The sequence below is a fragment of the Streptococcus sp. zg-86 genome, from assembly GCF_017639855.1.
Taxonomy (GTDB): domain Bacteria; phylum Bacillota; class Bacilli; order Lactobacillales; family Streptococcaceae; genus Streptococcus; species Streptococcus zhangguiae.
On the sequence record NZ_CP072115.1, the window covers coordinates 1,886,283 to 1,910,467 of the forward strand.

Sequence of the window (24,185 nt, forward strand, 5' to 3'; positions counted from 1 at the left end):
CCTTTTAGGGGCGAGAATCTCCTTGAGAAGCTAGGCTACCTGCCTGCTTCTTATTTTTTTATTCCCAAAAAACTGAGGCCTCACCTAATTCGCAAGACTCTCTAAAAATGAGGAGAGGGAGAGGTGTTCACAATCCTATTTTAGTGAGAGAATTTTTCACAGTTTCTGCCTACCAAATCACTCTCTGCTTCCACACATTGCTCCTTTTATGGTACAATAGGAAGATGAACAATCTTGTAATAACGGTAGATCATCAACAAAAAAAACAGATAAAAGCGCAGTATGCTAACTATCAACTGCCAAATAACAATCCATATGTTGAAGCCTTTTTCAAGGTAGAAGGGGTCAGTATCACCCTCTATCAGTCAGGTAAGCTGATGTTTCAGGGGGAAAAGGCAGGTTCCCTGGCGCAGAACTGGGGCTACCAAGACGAACAATCTCCTCAACAGCCAATACAATCCCAACAAGTTCCAATGATTGGGACAGATGAGGTAGGAAATGGATCTTATTTTGGAGGACTGGCTGTTGTTGCAAGTTTTGTAACCCCAAAGGATCATGCTTTTCTCAAATCGCTCGGGGTAGATGATTCCAAACGGCTAACAGACCAGAAAATCTGCCAAATCGCACCAGTGTTAAAAGAAAACATCACGCACCAAGCTCTGCTATTGACCCCAAAGAAATACAATGAAGTTATTGACAAGGGCTACAATGCAGTTTCTGTCAAGGTTGCGCTGCATAATCAGGCCATTTTTCTGCTCTTACAAAAAGGAGTGCAACCACAAAAGATTGTTATCGATGCTTTTACTAGCAGTAAAAACTACAATCGCTATTTGGCACAAGAAAGCAATCATTTTCCAAATCCTATCACCTTAGAAGAAAAAGCTGAAGGAAAATACCTAGCTGTCGCTGTATCATCCATTATCGCACGCGCCATGTTTTTGGAAAACCTAGCCCAATTAAGCCAAGAAATCGGTTATTATCTGCCGTCAGGTGCTGGAAAGCCATCAGACCAAGTCGCTCGGGATATTCTAGCTCAATATGGCATGACTGGGCTAGAACAGACCGCTAAACTACATTTTGCCAATACTCAAAAGGCACACGCACTCTTATCAAATCGTAAATGAGGTATCTGTAATGAAATATTTTTTGAAAGAATGGGGACTCTTCTCCTTTATTATCGCACTGATTATCCTTTCTAGGCTCTTTATTTGGAGTCTCGTTAGTGTCGACGGCCACTCAATGGATCCGACCTTACAAGACCAGGATCGATTGATTATGTTAAAAGTCGGGCAAATTAACCGTTTTGATATTGTTGTCGCAAGTGAAACTGAGGATAATGGAAAAGAAAAACTCATTGTCAAGCGTTTGATTGGCTTGCCTGGCGATACCATTCATTACGAGAATGATCGCCTCTATGTCAACGGAGAAGAAATAAAAGAAGCCTATTTGGACGAATACAAGGCTGCATTTGCTCAGGATAAACTCCAATCTACCTACTCCTACAGTCAACGCTTCCAACTACTGGCACAAGATGCTCAAGCCTTCACGATAGACGCCCAAGGAAATCCAACCTTCACCGTTCAAATTCCTGAAGGCCAATACTATCTATTAGGAGATGACCGACTTGTTTCGTTAGATAGTCGCAAGGTTGGAACCTTTAGAAAATCGGCCATAAAAGGAAAAATCATCTCTCGCGTTTATCCATTTAATCATATCCAAGGCTTTTAACACAAATCACAGGCTTATCGGTAACATCCAGCAGCTATTGTCAATCTGGAGAACGATTGGCTTGTGATTTTTCTCTATCTTACACTATTAGGAAGTACTATGAGCGAATTCTATTTTACAGGAACAATCGAGCGGATTATTTTTGAAAATCCCTCCAATTTTTATAAGATTCTCCTACTTGAAATCGACGATACCGATAGTGGCTATGAGGATTATGAAATCATCGTTACAGGTACAATCGCTGATGTCATTGAAGGAGAAGATTATCAGTTTTATGGTCATCTCGTCACCCACCCCAAGTATGGTCAGCAACTCCAAATCACTCGCTATGAACGCAGCAAGCCAACTTCTACAGGGCTGATTAAGTATTTTTCAAGCGAACAATTCAAGGGGATTGGTCGGAAAACAGCTGAAAAAATTGTCGAACTCTACGGTGAAAATACCATTGATCATATTCTTGCTGAGCCCGAGAAATTAACGCAAATTACGGGGCTTTCTGCCAAACACCGTCAGGCCTTTCTTGAGAAATTGCATTTCAACTATGGAACGGAAGTGACCCTCGCAAAACTAGCTGAATACGGTATTCCTAACAAACTAGCCTTTCAAATCCAGGACCACTACAAGGAAAAAACACTAGATGCTATTACTGAAAATCCTTATCAACTGGTTGAAGATATTCAGGGACTCGGTTTCACGATTGCCGATAGAATTGCCGAAAACTTAGGAATTGCAAACGATTCTCCCCAGCGCTTCCGGGCTGCTATGCTCTTTAGTTTGCTTCACCAGTCAATGGAAACAGGGGATACTTACGTGGAAGCACGTGATTTACTGGAACACACCTTAGAAGTACTGGAAACAGCTCGTCAGATTGAACTCGATCCAGCTCTGGTTGCTCAAGAATTGACAGGGCTCATTCAAGACGGTAAGGTCCAACAGATTGACACCAAAATCTTTGATAATTCCCTCTTCTTTGCAGAACAAGGTATCCACAAGCAACTCAATCGTTTACTCGAAAAGCAAGAAGTCCAGACCTTTTCTGCAGAAAAGATTGACCAAGCCATTGCAGAAGTCGAGGAGCTTTCAGGCTTCCAATATGACACCATTCAACGTCAGGCCATTCACCAAGCTCTCAACAATCCCCTCTTTATCCTAACAGGAGGACCAGGGACTGGAAAAACAACGGTCATCAATGGGATTATTTCCATTTATGCTATGCTCCACGGAATTAACCTGACCAAGATGACAGGAGAGTGTCCAATTTTACTAGCTGCACCAACCGGTCGAGCAGCTAGGCGCATGAATGAGTTAACAGGCCTACCGAGTGCAACCATTCACCGGCATCTTGGCTTGACAGAAGGACAAGAAGAAAGCTACCGAGACGAGTATCTAGACGCTGAATTTATCATTATTGATGAATTTTCCATGGTGGATACCTGGCTCGCAAATCAGCTCTTTCAGCATATTTCATCCAATACTCAGGTCTTAATTGTGGGGGATGCTGAACAATTACCCTCTGTCAGCCCTGGTCAAGTCTTGGCTGATTTACTGAATATCCCTGCTATTCCGAGCATTACTCTCGAAAAAATATTTCGCCAGTCAGACGATTCAACTATTGTCACCTTGGCAAACCATATCCGGCAAGGACAACTTCCTGTTGATTTCCGAGAGAAAAAAGCTGATCGTTCCTATTTTGAAGCCCAAAACGAGCAAATTCCCGCCTTGATTGATCGTATTGTCAGCGCAGCTGTCCAGTCAGGAATCAAGGCACAAGAAGTACAAATCCTAGCCCCTATGTATCGCGGTCATGCCGGTATCGACCAGCTCAATATCACCACTCAAGCTCTCCTCAATCCTCTGAGAGAAGGCCAAATTGAATTTCTTCAAAACGATACCCACTTTCGTCAAGGGGACCGAGTCATTCACTTGGTCAACGATACCGAAGCCAATGTCTTTAATGGAGACTTGGGGTACATTACCGATCTCCTGCCTGCTAAGTATACGGATTCCAAGCAAGATGAGCTGACCATTAACTTTGACGGTAGCGAGGTAGTCTATCCACGAAACGAATGGTACAAAATCACTCTGGCCTACGCCATGTCTATCCACAAATCACAGGGGAGCGAGTTTCAGGTGGTCATTCTACCAATCACACGAACCAGCTACCGCATGCTCCAGCGAAACCTCCTCTACACCGCTATCACTCGTTCCAAAAGCAAACTCATTCTCTTGGGAGATTACAGCGCCTTTGACTATGCTGTTAAAAATGCGGGAACAACTCGCAAGACCTACCTTAAGGAGCGCTTCGATATAGGAAAGACAGAACTAGCTTACGAAATTCAAACTGATACGGAAGAAGAAGATACACCTGAAACCTATCTTCTCACCGAAGAAAATCTCCTGACCATCGATCCCATGATTGGCATTACAGAAGAAGATATCCAGGCATTTTTTAAGAATAAATAATCCCGACTGAAGAAACCATTCCGTTTCTTCAGTTTCTTTTTATAGTGAATGGAATGAAGGTTAGGACATCGTTACACTCTATAAAAATCAACATCTGACTAGCTTCCACAATTGAGAATTGTGGAAGACTGGAAATAGAACGAGCACAGCTCGTCTCCACTGAACCACTAGCTCGAACTAATGTTAGCTGAGGATTATGACATAATCCTTATTTCCAACCTTCAACAGTCCACTGGACTGTTGAAGCAAGGTGAGTTAACGACGTCAGACTTTGATTTTTAGCGAGTATTAGGTCGCTTTGATGAACGCCAGTCCCATCTGCAGCTCCTGGCCGTGTCCTATTCATAAGATACGAGGGCGTTAAAAAAGCGAATGAAAAATAGGAAATACGACGAAGAAGCGGAAGCTTCTAGGAGCATTTATCTTTTTTCCGAGCTTTTAGCCCGTGTTCAGTTCCGCAAGATACAAGGACGTATAAAGCACAAAGTGAAAATAGGAAGTCTGACGAAGAGCCAGCAGACTCTAGGAAGACTTATCCCTAAAGGGAGCCTCAGCTGTAACCAACTAAAGTTGGAACATCTGCGTCTCTTTTTCACACAGTGCTTAGCCCGTGTTCAGTTTCATAAGATACAAGAGCGTTAAGCAACTCCTAGACAAACTAGGAAATCGAAGCAGGTTGGCTTGTAAGCAACGAGATTTATCCCTAAAGGGAGCCTCAGCTGTAACCAGCTAAAGCTGGAACATCTGCGTCTCTTTTTTACACAGCTCTTAGTCCGTGTTCAGTTCTCAATCCACTCTACCGTTTTTTCATATAAAATCTATTGACATTTTTGGATTATAGGTGTATATTTTATATATACTAAATTTTTATATATAATCAATATAAACCTATATTCAAAGCAAAGGAGGTCTTGAAATGTACTTTCCTGTACCCGCTGTACTGACAGAATTTCTCATCCTAGCAATTCTAGAATCCAAGGATTCCTATGGGTATGAAATCAGTCAGACAATTAAGCTCATTGCCAATATCAAGGAATCTGCCCTTTATCCCATTTTAAAAAAAATGGAACAGAATGATTATTTGGCTACCTATTCCCAAGAATACCAGGGACGCACGCGCAAATACTACGGTTTAACCCAACTTGGACACGAGCAACTGGTTCGACTCAAGGAAGATTGGGATATATACACAGCTACAATCAATGGCATTATAGAAGGGAGCATTCGTCATGACAAGAACTGAATACATGGAACAGTTAGAAAAACACCTGAAAAAACTGCCCCACAAAGAATATCAGGCAGCCGTTAACTACTTTAAAGAATACTTTGATGATGCAGGTCCAGAAGGTGAAGCAGCCTTGATTGAAGAATTAGGCTCTCCAAAAGAAGCGGCTAGCGATATTATCAATAATATCCTTGACCGTCATATCGAAGAAGAAATGACCGCAGAACGAAAAAGCAAGACCAAAACCATTTGGCTCGCTGCAGTTGCTCTCTTGTCACTTCCTGTTGCTATTCCCTTGTTGCTCTTTTTAATCGGCATCCTTTTTCTGATAATCGCAGGAGTTGCAGGACTCATCCTCTTAGCATTTCTGTTAGGACTTGGGCTCATCGTGACAGGTGGTTACCTTATCTGGGAAGCCTTTAGCCTCCTTGGTCAATCCCTCCCAGCCTTTCTCATGGGCTTTGGTACAGGAATTGGTCTTATCGGTGGTGCAGCTATTCTCTACATTATCACAGGACTCTTTGCCTACTGGTCAGGTCGCCTAGTCAGATTGATTTTTCAATGGATTTTAAAGCGAGGTAAAACAGCATGAAAAAGAAAGTTACGATTACCTTATTAACCGGCTTTATTGCCTTGATTTTAGGTTTAATTCTTTGCGGTGTTGGCTACTTTATGGGAGGTATTGAAGATATCCAAGCCATTGCTACTCCTAGCTTAACAGAAGAAACCTACAAAGACATCAAAGAAATCACGATTGATTCCCAAACAAGGACGGTTCAGGTCGACGAATCCCCAGATGATAAATTCCATGTCCGCTATGCCAATTTTGATAATTTCCGCTATCGATCCCTTGCGCTCAAGCAGGACAAGCAAACCCTCACCATCCAAGGGAAAGATCCCAAATTCCATATTCAAGGCATCATGCAATTCCTAGGACAAGAACTGGCTATCCATATGAGACGCAATCACGAACTCAGAGAATTGACCATCCTTGTTCCCAAAGAAAAAACACTTGAAACATTATCTGGTTGGAACTATATGGATTCTTTATTGCTCAATAAGGTTCACATCAAAAACCTCGACTGGAGTGGCTTTGTCGATGCTGAGAATGTTAAACTAGAAGGTGGATTAGTCCGTATATCTAGTGGTAGAAGCATTTCCTTCCAACACTCTCACCTGAAAAATATGACGATTGATACGCCCGTTGCAATACAATCCTACCAAACAAGTACACTTGAAAATGTCACGATTCAAAAAGCTGACTCCATTCAGCTGCATGATACGACCATTCTCGGCACCGCCAAAATGGAGACCGCTGGTCCATACCACGCAGATATCAACATTAGATTATCCGAAAAGAGCCAAAAAGATACCCAGCTTGATGTGATTGTCTCTTATGATTGGGAGAAACTGCGTGAAGTTTATCACGTTCCAAATGCCTATGCTGAGTCAGAAGGTAGCGAAGCTGCTAAAGCCCAAGAAGAAGCATTCCGAAAAGAACATCTAACTCAGATGGGAATCAGATTAGGGAATGAATATAAAAACCTCAAAGTCGAAGAAAACAAAGACGGTGCTAAACTTATCCACAGTCCAAAAGACGCCCAAAATAAACTGATTATTCGCACAACCAATGAACAAATTAACCTTGGCTCACTGGAATCAAGCCAGTAACACAAAAAATCAGTAGCCCAACACTACTGATTTTTCTCTTTTTATAGTGGATTGAAAACTGAATACGGACTAAGAGCTGTGTAAAAAAGAGACGCAGATGTTCCAACTTTAGCTGGTTACAGCTGAGGCTCCCTTTAGTGGGGACGCAGATGTTCCAACTTTAGTTGGTTACAGCAGAGGGCTCCCTTTAGGGATAAATCTCGTTGGTTGCAAGCCAACCTGCTTCGATTTCCTATTTTGTCTAGGAGTTGCTTAACGCCCTTGTATCTTATGAAACTGAACTCGGGCTAAGCACTGTGTGAAAAAGATAAGTCTTCCTAGAGTCTGCTGGCCCTTCGTCTAACTTCCTATTTTCACTTTGTGCTTTATACGCCCTCGTATCTTATGAAGGAATAGGACAAGGCAAGGAGCTGCAGATAGAACTGGCATTCATCAATACTCTATAAAAATCAAAATCTGACTAGCTTCCACAATTGAGAATTGTGGAAGGCTGGAAATAGAACGAGCACAGCTCGCCCCTTTGAACCACTAGTTCGGACTAACGGTAGCTGAGGATTATTGCATAATCCTTATTTCCAACCTTCAACAGTTCACAGGACTGTTGAAGCAAGGTCAGTTAACGACATCAGATGTTGATTTTTGACGAGTAAAAGAGACTTAACGATGTCCTAACCTTTATTCCATTCACTATAACTTCTTACACAATCTTTTCAAAGACTATGGTAGCCTGAATACGATCTCCTCCTATTCTACAATTCCTCAACCGTTACTTTTTCAAGTAATGCGTTGTACTGCTCTTTGTCCACCTCTGGGAAATATTGCAAGCAGTTGGCTGCTGAAAAAGCTGCTGCCTCACGGAGATAGCGTTCAGGGGCTTCTTTGCAACTCAACCCCTTGACCAAGACTCCCAAGTAGAAATCGCCAGACGCAATCGGATTCAGTGCCTCAACACGCAGAGGAGCTACTCGGAAAAAACGATCCCCTATCTTGGCTAAACTTCCCTTAGCCCCCATGGTGACAATCATATTCTCATGCGGTGTTTTTTCTTTTAAAATCGCTAAAATCTGCTCTGGACTGTTTTCATCCAATTCTGGGTAAATATCCTTGAGTTCTTCATTGTTAATCTTGACCAAACTTGGCTTCGATTGATAGGCTGCTCGCAAGGCTGCTCCGCTGGTATCCACAATTGTATGAACCCCAGGGTGGCGATCAATCAACTGCTTGATATAATCATCTGGCATGCCCTTCATTAAGCTACCGGAAAAGACCAACCAATCTCCCTCAGAAAGATTATCTTCTAATTGCTTGGTAAATTGGGCTAGCAGGTCTTCCGTCAAATCCAAGCCCTTCTCATAAAACAAGGTCACATCACCTGTCTCTGTTTCCATATAAATGTTACATGTGCGGGTATTTTGCGAATTTTCAACAATCTGTAAGGCATTGCCCTTATCTGCATTCAAGTCTTGAATATACTGACCGATTCGGCCTCCTAAAATGGTATGAATCACATACTCTGATTCACCATTTTCCTTGAGAGCATAAGCAACATTGAAACTTTTTCCACCAGGGTATTCCCTTACTTCACTCGGACGAAGTGGAATATTTTTCTCAATGCGCTCCACTAACAGCGTTCGATCTAAAGCAGGATTCGGACAAACTAAATGAATCATGACACAAAGGCCTCCTTAGGCGTTTTCTTTTATTGTACCACCTTTTATATCGTTTGTATATATTTATTTGTATATATCATTATACTAATTATGCGAATAGTCAAATTATAGAAAAAAAGTTCATCTCCTATCACTCTAGCTACTCATTATAATGGATTGAGAAAGGAATAGGACAAGGTAAGGAGCTGCAGATAGAACTGGCGCTCATCAAAGCGACTGAACGATGTCCTAACCTTTATTCAATTCACTATAAAATTCGTAACTGTCACTCCTAGCAAGCGAATTCCCTTACTCCAATCAGCGATATGCTCGAGTATTCCTTCTACCTGCTGATGGATGACATCGGCTTGATCCGTTGCTTCCTCAATACTCACTCGCTTGGTTAAGGTTGTAAAGTCGGCATAGCGGATTTTTAAGACAATAGTCCGTCCTTTTTTCTGATGGCGTTGTAAGCTGTCCGCTACCCGATTGGATAGACCTGCCAGTTCCTTCTTCGCATCTTCTTCCACATACAAGAGCTTACGGTAAGTTCGTTCCTTGCCGATTGATTTACGGGCACGATTGACCTTGACAGGAGAATTCGAAATTCCCCGTGCCTTGCGGTATAAATCATAGCCGAAGCGACCAAAGGTATCAATCAAGGTCATCTCTGAAATATCAAGAAGGTCTTTACCTGTATAAACTCCCATGTCATGTAACTTTTCAACCGTTTTCTTACCCACCCCATGAAATTTCTCAACAGGCAAGGAGGATAGAATAGCGACTGCCTCATCTGGCAAAATAAGGGTCAAGCCATGCGGTTTTTCCATATCTGAAGCGATTTTAGCTAAAAATTTATTATACGATACTCCTGCTGAAGCGGTTAAGCGCAGTTCATTCCAGATGTCATGCTGAATGAGCTTTGCAATTTTTACCGCAGATTTAATACCCCTTTTGTTTTCGGTTACATCCAAATAGGCTTCATCAATACTCATCGGCTCTACCAGGTCTGTGTAACGATGAAAAATCTCCCGCACTTGCTGTCCTACTGCTTGGTACTTTTCATAATTTCCCGCAATAAAGATCGCCTGTGGACAACGCTCATAGGCTTCTTTGCTACTCATTGCTGAATGAACCCCAAACTTTCTGGCTTCATAATTACAGGTTGAAACAACTCCACGACCTCCAGACAAACGAGGGTCATGCCCAATAATCACAGGCTTCCCTTTCAAGCTCGGATTGTCTCGTACTTCAATGGCCGCAAAAAAAGCATCCATATCAATGTGGATAATTTTTCGAGAAGTATCATTGATTAAAGGAAAAATGAGCATACTGTCTACCACCTTTTCTCTAGTATACCGCATCTTTTTTATTTCTGCTAAAAATTCGCTACAGACCTATTGAAAACGCAATGAAAAATTGTAAGAACCCTGTAAGTTTTTTCATTTATTTTCAAGTATTTTTGCCTTGTAGAAAGTGGTCTCAAGTGGTATAATAATAGGCATAAAGACGCATGGCGCCTAAATATTAAAGGAGAACCCTCATGTCAACAAAAGTTAAAACAAAAAATGTAACTGAAGACATTTTCGCCCAAGCTTGGGACGGTTTCAAAGGTACTGACTGGCAAGATAAAGCTAGTGTAACTCGCTTCGTTCAAGCTAACTACACTCCATACGACGGAGACGAAAGTTTCCTTGCAGGTCCAACGGAACGCTCTCTCCACATTAAGAAAATCATCGAAGAAACAAAAGCAGGATACGAAGACACTCGTTTCCCAATGGATATTGACCGTGCGACTTCTATTGCCGATATCCCAGCTGGTTTCATCGACAAAGACAACGAAGTAATCTTCGGTATTCAAAACGATGAGTTGTTCAAATTGAACTTCATGCCTCGTGGTGGTATCCGTATGGCTGAAACAACATTGATTGAAAACGGCTATACTCCTGACCCACTTCTTCATGAAATCTACACTAAACACGCAACAACTGTAAACGACGGTATCTTCCGTGCTTACACATCTGACATCCGTCGTGCACGCCATTCTCACCACGTTTCTGGTCTTCCAGATGCTTACTCACGTGGACGTATCATCGGTATGTACGCTCGTCTTGCTCTTTACGGAGCTGACTACTTGATGGAAGAAAAAGTTGCAGACTGGAACTCTATCAATGAAATCGACGAAGAATCAATCCGTCTTCGTGAAGAAATCAACATGCAATACCAAGCATTGCAACAAGTTGTTCGCTTGGGTGACCACTATGGTGTTGATGTACGCCGTCCTGCTTTGAATACAAAAGAAGCTATCCAATGGGTAAACATCGCTTTCATGGCAGTATGTCGTGTGATTAACGGTGCAGCAACATCACTTGGACGTGTGCCAATCGTACTTGACATCTATGCAGAACGTGACTTGGCTCGTGGTACATTTACTGAATCAGAAATCCAAGAATTTGTAGATGATTTCGTATTGAAACTTCGTACAGTTAAATTTGCGCGTACAAAAGCATTTGACGAAATCTACTCAGGAGACCCTACTTTCCTTACTACTTCTATGGCAGGTATGGGTAACGATGGTCGTCACCGTGTTACAAAAATGGACTACCGTTTCTTGAACACTCTTGACAACATCGGTAACTCTCCAGAACCAAACTTGACTGTTCTTTGGTCTGACCAACTTCCATATTCATTCCGTCGCTACTGTATGTCAATGAGCCACAAACACTCTTCTATCCAATACGAGGGTGTAACAACAATGGCCAAAGACGGATATGGTGAAATGAGCTGTATCTCATGCTGTGTATCACCACTTGATCCAGAAAGCGAAGACAAACGCCACAATATCCAATACTTCGGAGCTCGTGTTAACGTTCTTAAAGCCCTTCTTTCAAGCTGGAACAACGGTTATGACGATGTGCACAAAGACTACAAAGTATTTGACTGTGTAGAGCCAAACAATTCTGAAGTCTTCGAATACGACGAAGTTATCAAAAACTTTGAAAAAGCGCTTGATTGGTTGACTGACACTTATGTAGATGCGATGAACATTATCCACTACATGACTGACAAGTACAACTACGAAGCAGTACAAATGGCCTTCTTGCCAACCTTCCTTCGTGCAAACATGGGATTCGGTATCTGTGGATTTGCCAATACAGTTGACTCACTTTCTGCGATTAAATACGCACAAGTAAAACCTATTCGTGACGAAGATGGCTTTATCTATGACTACGAAGTAACTGGTGACTTCCCACGTTACGGTGAAGATGATGACCGTGTAGATGACATTGCAAAATGGCTCATGGAAGCATTCTTCTCACGTTTGAACAAACATAAATTGTACAAGAACGCAGAAGCAACTGTTTCTATCTTGACCATCACTTCTAACGTTGCTTACTCTAAACAAACCGCTAACTCACCTGTTCACCGTGGAGTATTCCTTAACGAAGATGGTTCTGTTAACACTTCTAAAGTAGAATTCTTCCCACCAGGTGCAAACCCAACATCTAAATCTCGTGGTGGTTGGTTACAAAACTTGAATTCATTGTCTAAATTGAACTTCAAACATGCAAATGATGGAATTTCATTGACAACTCAAGTATCACCAAAAGCACTCGGTAAGACATTCGATGAGCAAGTTAACAACTTGGTAACAATCCTTGATGGTTACTTTGAAAATGGTGGACAACACGTTAACTTGAACGTTATGGACCTTCAAGATGTTTATGACAAGATTATGAACGGTGAAGATGTTATCGTACGTATCTCAGGTTACTGTGTAAACACTAAATACCTCACTAAGGAACAAAAAACTGAATTGACACAGCGTGTCTTCCACGAAGTTCTTTCAATGGACGATGCTGCTCGCGAAATTTCAGGTAACTAAACATAAAAAGTGGTTCTGAACAATCAGAATCACTTTTTTCTATTCAAATCCTTTCATCACACCATTGGTAATAGTCGATTGAGAAAGGAATAGGACAAGGCAAGGAGCTACAGATAGAACTGACGTTCATCAATACTCTATAAAAATCAAAATCTGACTAGCTTCCACAATTGAGAATTGTGGAAGGCTGGAAATCGAGCGAGCATAGCTCGTTTCCACTGAACCACTAGTTCGGACTAATGTTAGCTGAGGATTATTGCATAATCCTTATTTCCAACCTTCAACAGTCCCCCGGACTGTTGAAGCAAGGTGAGTTAAGGTGAGTTAACGACGTCAGACTTTGATGTTTGACGAGTAAAAGCGACTTAACGATGCCCTAACCTTTATTCAATTCACTATAAATTCTATCTACAAATAAAAGAGAAGGCACAGTCAAGGCTTTGAAATCATGAGTGTGCTTCCTCTCTTTTTTCTATTTCATGCTACTGGAACAATCATTGTCTCAATCCTTTATTAGAGACTTTGCTCCAAGGTCTCGACAATTACTTGATACAGCTCTTTTCGCTTCTCAATCCACAAGGGACGATTATCTTCATCATAGGTGCGATTGGTCAGGAAAATCGCGGCCAGCTGCTTTTGAGGATGAAGCAAGACAAAAGGACCTGTGTAACCTGTATGGTCTAGCCAACCACCATTTTCAAGATTCCAAACGATTGAACGGGGTTTTGAGAAACTGATATTCTGAGCTAAATTCCTCGCAAATTTCCCTTCCAAATAATGGTTGAGGAATCTTTTCAAGTCTGCCAATGTCGAAAAAAGACCTGCTGAGCCACAATGAAGCCCTAGTACCTTGGCCTTAGGATCATGCACCAAACCTGCCTGCTCTCCCTTAACCGTCGGCACAGCCGTCTTGACTGGTCCAAATTGTGTTTCTGCCATATCCCACGGCCTAAAAATGCGCTCTTGAAAGATTATATCTAACGGTTGCCCAAGTAACTCTTCGAGCATAAAGCCAAGCAAAATCAAATTGATATCTGTATAGCGAAAACGCTTATCAGCAGTCACTCGAATTTCTGCTATCGCCTTTTTGAGCCCGACAAAATCAAGAGAATCTCGATTAGGAATATAGGGATCAATCCCTGTCGTGTGGGTAACTAGCTGGCGAAGGGTAATACTGGCATCATGAAATGGTGGATAGTAGGTTTTTAATGGCTTATCCAGCTCAATAATTCCTTCTTCTAGCAAAAAAATCAGGACTGTGCCTACTCCGACAACCTTTGAAACAGATGCCAAATCATAGGTCAATCCTGCTTGAGTCACGACATTTTCTTCGCTATGGCCGATATAGTAATCGTGCCAGCTACCGTAGTGATAGAGGGCTAAACTAGCACCACGATATAAACGCTCAGCCATCTGCTGCTCAATTTTTTCTAAAATAGCCTTCATTTTTCAAACCACAGTTCAATATTGCTTTCATCCCTTGTCTGTAAAAAGCGTCCTTTCTTGTCTTTGAAGAAGGAATGTGGTAGTTGTTCCTCCAAACTTGACCAGTCCATATCAGCAGCAACTAGAATCCGCAAACTATCGATATCCCATGTTTCTCCTGCTTCCGCCAATAAGTCCTGTCCAACAGCTTCACGAAAGGCTACTACTTCCTGTCCTGGTAAGATGTTTTGATAGAAAGCACGACTAACCTCAGGCTGAGGAGTATTGAGAATAATTTTTTCAACAGAGAAATCCGTTAACTTCTCAAAACCCTCTATGGAGTGAAAGGCTACTGGTGGCAATATTTCTACAAGTTTTGCCACATCTTCTTCTGCATGAAGCAAAAAAGTATCATTTTCTGGCGATATACTTTCAAAGGCATAGCCATTAGACCCTTTATAGAGTTTGGTAAAGCGACTACCACGTGCTAGCAAGGCTTCAATTTCTAACGGATTTGCTACCTGAATCACGACTTTATGGAGCTTTTTCAAGCCCACAACGGTCCTTGTCCGCATACTTGGCGATTCAATCAAGACTAACTTGGTTACTGCACTTGCAGTCGCACCTAGTTCAACAAAAGCAGCATCTTCTAAATAGGTTTTAAAGCCTAGGTTTGCTTCAAAAAATGCTTGATTTATCCTACGATTGTTGATCCGAATCGCAGGAATCATAATTTTCTCTTTCATCATTCCCCATTTCCCTTACTTCGATACTTCTCTATTGTAATGGAAAACGATAAATTTTACAAATAATTGACTGTAAATCTAGGCAAAATATTCTGTACTGTGGATACAAAAAAGAGGCCTTAAAGACCTCATCTGTTTTATCCGTAGATTAGTTTATAAAGTGCAATAGCGCTGATACCTGCTGCGATTGGTGCAAGAACGGGCACCCATGCATACCACCATTTTGAATCTGCTTTTGCTTGACCAAGAACAGCTTTTGGCAATAATTGGTGCAAAATACGTGGACCCAAGTCACGAGCTGGGTTAAGCGCTGGTCCAGTTGGTCCACCAACTGCTGCTACAAGCGCCATTACCAAGAAACCAAGACCCATATGAGCCACGTTCAATCCTGGATTCAAGTAATTTGTAATTTGTAATTTAGCTGCTGTGTCTGACAAATCAGCACCTTGTTTTGCCAAGAAACCAAGAACTTCTGCACCAAAGTAGTGCTTGGTAATCGCCATTGCTCCAAAGAACAAGACAAATGAACCAAAGAATTCATTCAAGAATCCATTCACCCATGATGCTTTACGGCTAGCTGTTGTACCGTCATCTAATGCTGAAATCGTTGAGAATGATCCCAAGACATGATTTGAATGTTCAGTTTTCAAGAAGTATGGACGGTAAACACCAACGACAACTGCTTGACCTGCAATCGCACCAAGAAGCTGTGCTGCAATATAACCTGGAACCAAGGCCCAATCAAAATAACCTGATACGGCTAAACCAATTGTAAAGGCTGGATTGATGTGGTTACCAGAAACATTTCCAAACATCAAGGCTGGCATCATAACACCTAAACCATAACCAATGGCAATCAAGATCCAACCTGCGTTGTTTCCTTTGGTGCCTTTTAAATCAACGTTTGCTACAGTTCCGTTTCCTAAAATAATTAGAAGCGCTGTCGCAAGGAATTCTGTAATGTACTTTACATGTACTGCTACATCCATTTTTTTCATTTCCTCCATTAAGTTTTAGACAAACACTATTGTATCAGCTATAATAGGTAATGTAAAGACTAATTTAACATTTAGGAGAATGTATGCGTTTTAATCAATTTTCTTATATCCAAACACCCCAAAAAGACATGCTAGCAGAGTTAGAAAGCCTAGGATTTACCCTCCAATCTGAAGCAAGCAACAAGAAAAATTTGGAACACTTTGTCCGTAAGGTTTTCTTTTTGACGACCAATACGGATATCGCCTTGTCTAATCTCATCGCTGACTGGGAGACGGACCTCTTGACCTTCTTTCAATCAGAGAGCGAATTAGATCCTCAAATTTTTTACCAGGTGGCTTTCCAATTATTAGGCTTTGTCCCTGGAGTCGATTATACAGATGTGACAGAATTTGTCTCAAGCACTCAATTTCCGATTACCTATGGCAATCTGATTGAAAACCTCTACCAATTACTCGCAACACGCACCAAGTCTGGTAATACCCTCATTGATCAATTGATTAGCGACGGTCTGATTCCCGAAGATCATAGCTATCATTTCTTCAACGGAAAATCCTTGGCAACTTTTGCAACGAATCAGGTGATCCGTGAAGTCGTGTATGTTGAAACACCCGTTGATACGACTAAATCCAGACAGACAGATATTGTCAAAGTATCCATTTTACGCCCTGCTTTTTCAGGAAAAGTTCCTGCTGTCATCACCAATAGTCCCTATCATCAAGGAATCAACGACCAAGCTAGTGACAAGGCTCTTCATAAAATGGAAGGCCAATTAGCTACCAAAGCGCCTCACACAATTACAGTTAAGCCAACTGACATTACAACTCTTCCTGCTGATGAACGCTCACTTCCTACTAGCACTGCAACTGAGAAGGTTGGGCATATCAACTCTTACTCACTCAATGACTATTTCTTAGCTCGTGGCTTTGCGAGTATTCATGTATCAGGTGTTGGAACTCTCGGTTCAACAGGTATGATGACATCTGGTGATTACCAACAAGTTTATAGCTTTAAGGCTGTCATTGACTGGTTAAATCATCGAGCAAGAGCCTATACAGACCATACTCGTTCACAAGTCGTGAAGGCTGACTGGGCAAATGGAAAGGTTGCAACGACTGGCTTATCTTATTTGGGTACCATGTCAAATGCCCTTGCGACAACAGCTGTAGATGGTCTCGAGGTCATCATTGCTGAAGCTGGGATTTCTTCCTGGTATGACTATTATCGTGAAAACGGATTGGTGACAAGCCCTGGAGGGTATCCTGGTGAAGACTTGGATAGCTTGACAGCTCTTACCTATTCTCGGAGCCTACATGCAGGTGATTTCTTACGTAGCAAATCCCAATACCAAACTGCATTTGAAGCTGAAATACAGGCACTTGATCGCACATCAGGCGACTACAATCAATATTGGCACGACCGCAATTATCTCCTCCATGCAGATAAGGTCCAATGCGAGGTTGTCTTTACCCACGGCTCACAAGATTGGAATGTGAAACCTATTCATGTGTGGAATATGTTCCATGCTCTGCCAGACCATGTCAGCAAACACCTCTTTTTCCACAATGGGGCACATGTCTACATGAACAATTGGCAGTCTATTGATTTTAGAGAGTCCATGAATGCCCTGCTCACAAAAAAATTGCTCGACCAAGAGAATCACTATCAGCTTCCTAAGGTCATTTGGCAAGACAACAGTGCAGAACAAAGTTGGGTAGAACTAGACCAATTTGGTGGACAAAAGGAAGAATTATTCCCTCTTGGAAAAGGAATGAACACCATTTCCAACCAGTATCCCGAGGAGCAATTTACCAAATACGGCAAGGCTTATCCGAGCTTCCTACAAGACCTCTTTGACGATAAGGCCCAGCAAATTACAATTGACATCCCTATCACAGAAGAGCTACAGCTAAATGGTCGAGCATGCCTTCATCTCCGCGTCAAATCAAGCGTAGAAAAAGGGCTACTGTCTGCTCAACTAATCGATTTTGGAGCTGGTAAGCGGCTAACTCCTATACCTGGTGTAAAAGCCCGTGCTAGCCTTGATAATGGTCGCTTCTATGCTGCTGAAAATCTAATGGAACTTCCATTTGTAGAAAGCCCCTACCGTGTGGTCAGCAAGGGCTACCTAAACTTACAAAACCGCACGGATCTCCTGACAATCGAAAAAGTACCTGCTGACGAATGGCTGGACATTGAATGGGAATTGCAGCCAACCATTTACAAATTCAGCAAAGGAAGCACACTACGACTGGTGCTATACACAACAGACTTTGAATGCACCATTCGTGACAACAGCGACTGGCAAATAGCAGTCGACTTAGAACAGTCAACTTTAACCCTACCGCATGAATAAGATAGCATCTTTTAGCTAAAAAACGATAATTGTTTCCAAAAGTAACTAGATAAAAAAGTAGGTAAACACAGGCTGTTTCCTACTTTTTCTATTGATTTCTGCAGTCTTGATCGTTTCCCTTGCGCAATCGAGAATGTAATGGCAGAAGACGATAACAAATGTTTGTGATAGAAAAAACACTATTGATGACCACAGAAGCTGTACGCATTCCGGATAACAATAGTGTGTCTTTCTATAGTGGATTGAGAAAGGAATAGGACAAGGCAAGGAGCTACAGATAGAACTGACGTTCATCAATACTCTATAAAAATCAAAATCTGACTAGCTTCCACAATTGAGAATTGTGGAAGGCTGGAAATAGAACGAGTGCAGCTCGCCCCTTGCAATTGAGAATTGTGGAAGGCTGGAAATAGAACGAGTGCAGCTCGCCCCTTGCAATTGAGAATTGTGGAAGGCTGGAAATAGAACGAGTGCAGCTCGCCCCTTGCAATTGAGAATTGTGGAAGGCTGGAAATAGAGCGAACATAGCTCGTTTCCACTGAACCACTAGTTCGGACTAATGTTAGCTGAGGATTATTGCATAATCCTTATTTCCAACCTTCAACAGTCCACAGGACTGTTGAAGCAAGGTGAGTTAACGACGTCAGACTTTGATTTTTGACGAGTAAAAGCGACTTAACGATATCCTAACCTTGCTTCAATTCACTATATTTTATGATAGTGGATGGATTGTCACCCCCTGTACCACACGGTTTACTGTTCCTGTTGGTGATGGAGTATCTGGAAGATTCTTGCATTTCAAGGCTGTCATAGTCGCAAAAGTTTGACCAAATAAAATGTATGGGAAACTCAAGAATACATCAGGCAAGTCCGCTCCGCCTTCTGCAAGAACAAAGTTTGGAGCATCCGTACCCGCAAGTTTGTCAGCAGAAAGTACCACAATACGCGTTGTGATTTGGTCACCATAGACCTCGTTAACTAAGTCCACATCATACTGCCTAGTGTAGGCATCATTTGATCCAAAGAGGATGACAATGGTCTTTTCATTAATCAAAGATTTTGGCCCATGACGGAATCCAAGTGGAGATTCATACATGGTTGCAATCTTTCCAGCTGTCAATTCCAAAATTTTTAACTGCGCTTCATGAGCTAGACCATAGAAACCACCAGAACCTAGATAGATGACACGCTCGAAATCAAGTTCAACCAAGTCTTGCACATAGTCTTCTCTGTCTAATACATCTTGACCAAGAGCCACAACGGTATCCACCCAACCTGCTTTCACTTCTACTGTTTCTGGTGAGAAGACGAGTAAGGCGGTCAGTGACATACAACTATAGCTACCAGTCATTGCAAAACCTTTGTCATTTGATAATGCCGGCTGGAGTAAGAGAAGATTTGTAGCATCTCCTTCAGCTGCTTGTGCCAATTTTCCTTCTGGTGCACAGGTGATAGTCACTTGATATAAGGTATCCACTAATTGTTTGGCAATTTCGACAGCTGCTAAACTCTCTGGAGAATTTCCACTACGTGCAAAGGACACAAGAATCGTTGGAATATCTGCTTGTAGATAATCATGCGGACGAGCTACAATCTCAACGGATCCAACAGTAATAAACCGAATCTGCTTGGTATCATTGACCTGATTCAAATAATTGGCAATCGTTTGACCAACAAAATCGGAGGTTCCTGCACCTGTAAAAATAACCTGAATAAAATCATGTTTAGCCTTAATATCATTTAAAAAGGCTGTAATGATTTCTAATTTATCATGGTAGAGTTGATAGGCTTCCTTCCACAAATCTGGTTGCTGATAAATCTCAGCTACAGTAATACTAGCCCCCAATCTTTCTAATTCTTCTTTTGGTAGATGAAACATTACTTTTCCTCCTTAGTGGTTATAACCAGTTTTCTTTTATTATACTCCATAAAAACGCTTTCGTCAATATAAAATAGGTTAATATATTAAAAATATCGCTAGTTCATCAACTAGCGATAGCAGAATGTAGACAAACCTCACAATTCAGAAAAACATTACAATGATATTTCATTTTCTGTAGTTTTAGGGTTAGAAAATTTGCGAGCGTAGCGAGCACAATACCGCCACCTCCGCCGTGCTAAAAGTGGGAGTGAGACAGAAGTCGTGATTTCGTTGAAATCGATTATCCTCGCTCCTTTGTTTCTGGGCTCGGGCTAAAATAATCCACTGGATTATTTTACTCCGAAGGAAGTCGCTGATGTCCGAAAGCACATGAGGATGGTGGCAATAAAAAGACTTTTTCTTCAAGCTGATATCGCTAGTTTATCAACTAGCGATAGGATTTCCATGATAAGCTAAGCGATTACACTCCCAAGAAGGTTTCAAGGAGATTTTTTAAGTCTTGACTTGTTTTCGCAGCTTCAAACTGATGCTTAAATTCTCTTCTCATTAACAAACGTGCTAGCTGAGACAAGAGGGTTAAATGGGTACTGCCAGCTTCTGTTTCTGGAATAAAGAGGGCTAAAATATAACGAGTAGCTTGTCCATCCAATGAATGCCAATCAATACCTTCCTCTAAGGTCAATACAACAATAGCTGGTTTAAGAATAGCAGGAGATTTAGCATGAGGAATCGCATAACCATCCATCATGCCTGTTGTACTCTGAGCTTCACGTTCGCACAAAGCTTCAACTACTTGTTTTACATCTGTTGCATAACCTTCTTGCGTCACTAAACGTGCCAAATAATCAAAGACCTCATCTTGTGTTTGAAATGTTTGATGTACCTGAATCAATTCTTGACAAATCATATCTTACCTTCCTAGCGCATTAGCCCTTTTCAACACGTGCTTTTTGCAGTAGCCCCATAATCACACCAGCAACTACTGCACCAATGACAATAGCCAATACCCATAAAAAAGCATGAGTTACGACTGGCAAGACAAGAAAACCACCGTGCGGTGCAGGAACTTGCACTTTCCACATATACGTCAAAATAGCTGCAATAGAAGAACCTAGCATAAACGTCGGTAAATTACGAATTGGATCTTTTGCAGCAAAAGGAATCGCACCTTCTGTAATATGGGTTGAACCCAAAATTAAATTCGCAAGACCTGCATTTCTGTCATCTTCACTATAATATTTTCTAAACAAAGTCGTTGAGACAAAGGTTACAAGGGGCGGTGTAATACAAGCTGCTGAAACACCCGCCATAAAGCTCGTATTTCCTTGAGCCAACAAGGCTGTTCCTGTTACATAGGCAGCTTTATTAACTGGTCCACCCATGTCAAACGCAGACATACAACCAATGATAATTCCTAAAATAAACGGATTTGCATTTTCAAAGGCAGCTAACCATGCCATCATACTCTCATTAATCCACACCATCGGAGAATTAACGACTGCCATGACTAGGCCAGTTAGAAACACACCACATACTGGATAAAGGAAGATTGCTTTTAGCCCATCAAGCGACTTTGGCAAGACAGCAAAAAGTTTCATCAAGCCCAATACAATGTATCCTGCAGCAAAACCTGCAACAATTCCTCCCAAAAAGCCCGATCCACCGCTAGAAGCCATCAAACCACCTACTAGACCTGCAACAAAACCAGGACGCTTGGCAATGGATTCAGCAATAAAAGCAGATAGAATTGGCACCATCATACCCATAGCTGGTCCACCAATATTTGATTTTAATAACGCAGCGAACCAATTATATTGGCTACTTTCTGGATCGAATGAATAGATACCAAACAAGAAAGAAATGGCAATCAAAACACCTCCAGCGACTACAAACGGCAACATATGGGATACGCCATTCATCAAATGTTTATAAATCTGCCGACCAACACTCTGGCTAGCCACAGATTGACTGGAAGAGGATTCCAACTTCATTTCTCCAGTCCTTACTTTTCCTTCTCCAGCTAAAGCAGAGCTAATTAGTTGTTCTGCTTTACGAATCCCATCTGCTACGGATACTTCAATGACTCGCTTTCCAGCAAATCGTTCTGCCTTCACATCTTTATCAGCTGCGATAATCACTACGTCTGCTGCTGCTATTTCTTCCGCAGTCAATTCATTTTCAATCCCGATTTGTCCATGAGTTTCTACCTTAATCGAAACTCCCTTTGCCTTAGCTGCTTGCTCAAGCGCTTCTTGAGCCATAAAGGTATGCGCAATCCCTGTTGGACAACCAGTTGCTGCTATAACTGTATATCTTGCCATTTTCAAACCTCCTGTTTTTTGATCTTAATTTGTTGTTCTAATTCTTTGACATCGCTAAAGTCTGTCAATCCTGTACGAAAGGCAGTTGATGACCCTGCAGCTACACTCGTTACTAAACATTTTGGAATCGGTTTCTCCTTTAATAAGCCTGCTAAAAATGTTGCTAACAAGGTATCTCCCGAACAAGCCGTATTGACTACCTCTCCCTTGGGTGCATTGCATTCATAGACTTGTAAGTCTGAATCAATAAATACCGCCCCTTTCTCTCCTAATGACATCAAAACATGTCTAGCTCCTCCTTCTACTAATTTTTGGGCATATTGAATAGCCTGATCTTTATCCATAGATTCTAGTTGGTACCAAGCAGCCAGTTCTTCATCGTTTGGTTTTAATAAATAAGGCGCATATGGTAAACACTCCCGAACGATCGGATCACTACTGTCTAAAATCAGACGAATCTTCCGTTCGCTACAAATTTGAGCAATCCTTATGAGGACTTGTGATCCAACTCCCTGAGGCAGACTACCTGATACAATCAAATAATCCCCCGCAAGCATTTGTTCAATCTGTTTCAACAGCTCTTCTTGCGCTTCTTGAGAGACTATCGGCCCTTGGTTTACCAACTTAAATTCTTGTTGAAGATTAACTACTTTGGTAAAAACATTTACACGAGTCAGACCGTCTACTTCCACAAATCGATGAGAAATTCCTTTTTCATCTAACACCTCTTTGATATAACGACCAGTAAAACCTCCAGAGAACCCTATCGCCGTACTATCTATGCCTAATTGTTTTAAAATAAAGGATACATTGACTCCTTTGCCATTTGCTTGTATATCACTTGACGATGTACGATTCACCTTAGAAGCCAACATTTCTTGCGTTTCAATGACTAAGTCAATCGCTAAATTCATTGTACAGGTATAAATTGCCATCGATCCCTCCTGGTACTTTGACTCTTGCTTGATTTTTCAGAATAGTTCTAGTATAGTTAGAATACCACTTTATTCGTGAATGCGTTTCCAATTTTTGTCGCAATATAGAACATTTTTTCAGAGGAGTTCTCATGACCAATACCCGATTGACCGATACAGAAGAATACATCTGGCGCTATATCAATCAACATTTTGATCACATCGCTCAATTAACCATTTCTGAATTAAGCGAAGCAGCCAGTGTATCAAACGCCAGCATTATTCGAACCTTAAAAAAGAAAGGATTCGGAGGCTTTACTGACTTTAAACACGACATTCAGTTAAAAAGACGAGACAATCTTCATGTACTATCCAATCACGATTTATCTGAAGACACCCAACGTTCTATTGTAAAAAATTACCAAGAAGTGATTCGAACACTCAACATGATTGATGTTGATACGCTTGAAAAAAGCATACCACTTATACACCAAGCCGAAAAAATCATTCTCTTTGCCAGAGGTTTTTCCGAATTAATTGCTAGTGAGATGCTCGTAAAATTTCAATTGGTCAATAAATATTGCGAACTGCATACTGATCCTAATATTATTCGCCCCATTAGCAAACGATTGTCAGAGCGAACCTTTGTCATTATGATTTCATTAAATGGGGAAACCAAATCTCTTGTAGATGCTGCTAAAAATTGTGTAGAAAATCAGGTACCAACTCTACTCATTAGTGCAAATCAAAGCAGCTCATTAGCCAAATTAGCACCACTCACTCTCTTTGGTTTTAAAACGGACCTCTCTTACTTCCCTGATTTCGAGGTTCATTCCAGACTTCCACTCTTCATCCTATCCCGTATTTTATTAGATGCTTATGCTGCTAGTTTGCGCTAAAAAATGTGATATAATAGACCATAT

The 24,185-nt window shown here is 41.4% G+C and carries 18 protein-coding genes; 9 read left to right on the plus strand and 9 right to left on the minus strand.

Translation table 11 applies throughout. The annotated features are described in order from the left end of the window. Window positions 1-224 precede the first annotated feature (224 nt). The 6 genes from rnhC to J5M87_RS08845 all read left to right on the plus strand — a co-directional run bounded on the left by rnhC (window position 225) and on the right by J5M87_RS08845 (window position 7,087). On the plus strand, window positions 225-1,124 hold the full coding sequence (gene rnhC, locus J5M87_RS08820) for a ribonuclease HIII (RefSeq protein WP_154607496.1): 900 nt from the start codon (window positions 225-227) through the stop codon (window positions 1,122-1,124). A 10-nt stretch (window positions 1,125-1,134) separates the two neighbouring features. After that, window positions 1,135-1,728 carry a signal peptidase I gene (lepB, locus tag J5M87_RS08825; protein ID WP_154607497.1) on the plus strand — a complete coding sequence of 198 codons (594 nt, stop codon included), beginning with the start codon at window positions 1,135-1,137 and terminating at the stop codon, window positions 1,726-1,728. Between the two features lie 99 nt (window positions 1,729-1,827). Continuing rightward, window positions 1,828-4,191, plus strand: a complete 2,364-nt coding sequence (recD2, locus tag J5M87_RS08830; RefSeq protein ID WP_154607498.1) for an SF1B family DNA helicase RecD2 — start codon at window positions 1,828-1,830, stop codon at window positions 4,189-4,191. A 916-nt stretch (window positions 4,192-5,107) separates the two neighbouring features. Then, the gene (locus J5M87_RS08835) at window positions 5,108-5,434 is read left to right on the plus strand and encodes a PadR family transcriptional regulator (protein WP_154607499.1); all 327 of its coding nucleotides are present in this window, start codon (window positions 5,108-5,110) and stop codon (window positions 5,432-5,434) included. Next, the gene (locus J5M87_RS08840; protein WP_154607500.1) at window positions 5,421-6,008 is read left to right on the plus strand and encodes a DUF1700 domain-containing protein; all 588 of its coding nucleotides are present in this window, start codon (window positions 5,421-5,423) and stop codon (window positions 6,006-6,008) included. Before J5M87_RS08835 ends, J5M87_RS08840 begins: the two co-directional genes overlap by 14 nt. Then, a complete protein-coding gene (locus J5M87_RS08845) occupies window positions 6,005-7,087 on the plus strand; it encodes a DUF4097 family beta strand repeat-containing protein (protein WP_154607501.1) in 1,083 nt (360 codons plus the stop codon). The genes J5M87_RS08840 and J5M87_RS08845 overlap by 4 nt, the downstream gene beginning before the upstream one ends. 749 nt (window positions 7,088-7,836) lie before the next feature. Here the strand turns inward: J5M87_RS08845 and J5M87_RS08850 are convergent. Then, window positions 7,837-8,757: a 1-phosphofructokinase family hexose kinase gene (locus tag J5M87_RS08850; protein ID WP_154607502.1), complete on the minus strand. Its 921-nt coding sequence runs from the start codon at window positions 8,755-8,757 to the stop codon at window positions 7,837-7,839. A gap of 239 nt (window positions 8,758-8,996) precedes the next feature. After that, on the minus strand, window positions 8,997-10,067 hold the full coding sequence (gene dinB / locus J5M87_RS08855) for a DNA polymerase IV (protein ID WP_154607673.1): 1,071 nt from the start codon (window positions 10,065-10,067) through the stop codon (window positions 8,997-8,999). Between the two features lie 212 nt (window positions 10,068-10,279). Here dinB and pflB point away from each other — a divergent pair, with 212 nt between their 5' ends. Then, window positions 10,280-12,622 carry a formate C-acetyltransferase gene (pflB, locus tag J5M87_RS08860; protein WP_154607503.1) on the plus strand — a complete coding sequence of 781 codons (2,343 nt, stop codon included), beginning with the start codon at window positions 10,280-10,282 and terminating at the stop codon, window positions 12,620-12,622. Between the two features lie 513 nt (window positions 12,623-13,135). On the opposite strand, the gene J5M87_RS08865 is transcribed toward pflB, so the two are convergent. The 3 genes from J5M87_RS08865 to gla all read right to left on the minus strand — a co-directional run bounded on the left by J5M87_RS08865 (window position 13,136) and on the right by gla (window position 15,782). Further along, window positions 13,136-14,068 carry a serine hydrolase domain-containing protein gene (locus tag J5M87_RS08865; RefSeq protein WP_154607504.1) on the minus strand — a complete coding sequence of 311 codons (933 nt, stop codon included), beginning with the start codon at window positions 14,066-14,068 and terminating at the stop codon, window positions 13,136-13,138. Continuing rightward, window positions 14,065-14,796 carry a CppA family protein gene (locus J5M87_RS08870; RefSeq protein ID WP_230089008.1) on the minus strand — a complete coding sequence of 244 codons (732 nt, stop codon included), beginning with the start codon at window positions 14,794-14,796 and terminating at the stop codon, window positions 14,065-14,067. The genes J5M87_RS08865 and J5M87_RS08870 overlap by 4 nt, the downstream gene beginning before the upstream one ends. 134 nt (window positions 14,797-14,930) lie before the next feature. After that, window positions 14,931-15,782, minus strand: a complete 852-nt coding sequence (gene gla / locus J5M87_RS08875) for an aquaglyceroporin Gla (RefSeq protein WP_154607675.1) — start codon at window positions 15,780-15,782, stop codon at window positions 14,931-14,933. A gap of 92 nt (window positions 15,783-15,874) precedes the next feature. On the opposite strand from gla, the gene J5M87_RS08880 reads away from it, so the two are divergent. Further along, window positions 15,875-18,145 carry a Xaa-Pro dipeptidyl-peptidase gene (locus J5M87_RS08880; protein WP_154607505.1) on the plus strand — a complete coding sequence of 757 codons (2,271 nt, stop codon included), beginning with the start codon at window positions 15,875-15,877 and terminating at the stop codon, window positions 18,143-18,145. Between the two features lie 712 nt (window positions 18,146-18,857). Here J5M87_RS08880 and J5M87_RS08885 read toward each other — a convergent pair. The 4 genes from J5M87_RS08885 to pfkB all read right to left on the minus strand — a co-directional run bounded on the left by J5M87_RS08885 (window position 18,858) and on the right by pfkB (window position 23,283). After that, entirely contained in the window at window positions 18,858-20,024 is a 1,167-nt protein-coding gene (locus J5M87_RS08885; protein ID WP_154607506.1) for an SIS domain-containing protein, read from the minus strand. A 463-nt stretch (window positions 20,025-20,487) separates the two neighbouring features. Further along, window positions 20,488-20,934: a PTS sugar transporter subunit IIA gene (locus tag J5M87_RS08890; protein WP_154607507.1), complete on the minus strand. Its 447-nt coding sequence runs from the start codon at window positions 20,932-20,934 to the stop codon at window positions 20,488-20,490. Between the two features lie 19 nt (window positions 20,935-20,953). Further along, window positions 20,954-22,348, minus strand: coding sequence for a PTS fructose transporter subunit IIC (locus tag J5M87_RS08895; protein ID WP_154607508.1), 1,395 nt, complete (start codon window positions 22,346-22,348; stop codon window positions 20,954-20,956). Between the two features lie 2 nt (window positions 22,349-22,350). Beyond that, window positions 22,351-23,283, minus strand: coding sequence for a 1-phosphofructokinase (pfkB, locus tag J5M87_RS08900; RefSeq protein WP_154607509.1), 933 nt, complete (start codon window positions 23,281-23,283; stop codon window positions 22,351-22,353). A gap of 131 nt (window positions 23,284-23,414) precedes the next feature. On the opposite strand from pfkB, the gene J5M87_RS08905 reads away from it, so the two are divergent. Beyond that, window positions 23,415-24,161, plus strand: coding sequence for a MurR/RpiR family transcriptional regulator (locus tag J5M87_RS08905; protein ID WP_154607510.1), 747 nt, complete (start codon window positions 23,415-23,417; stop codon window positions 24,159-24,161). Window positions 24,162-24,185: the final 24 nt, after the last annotated feature.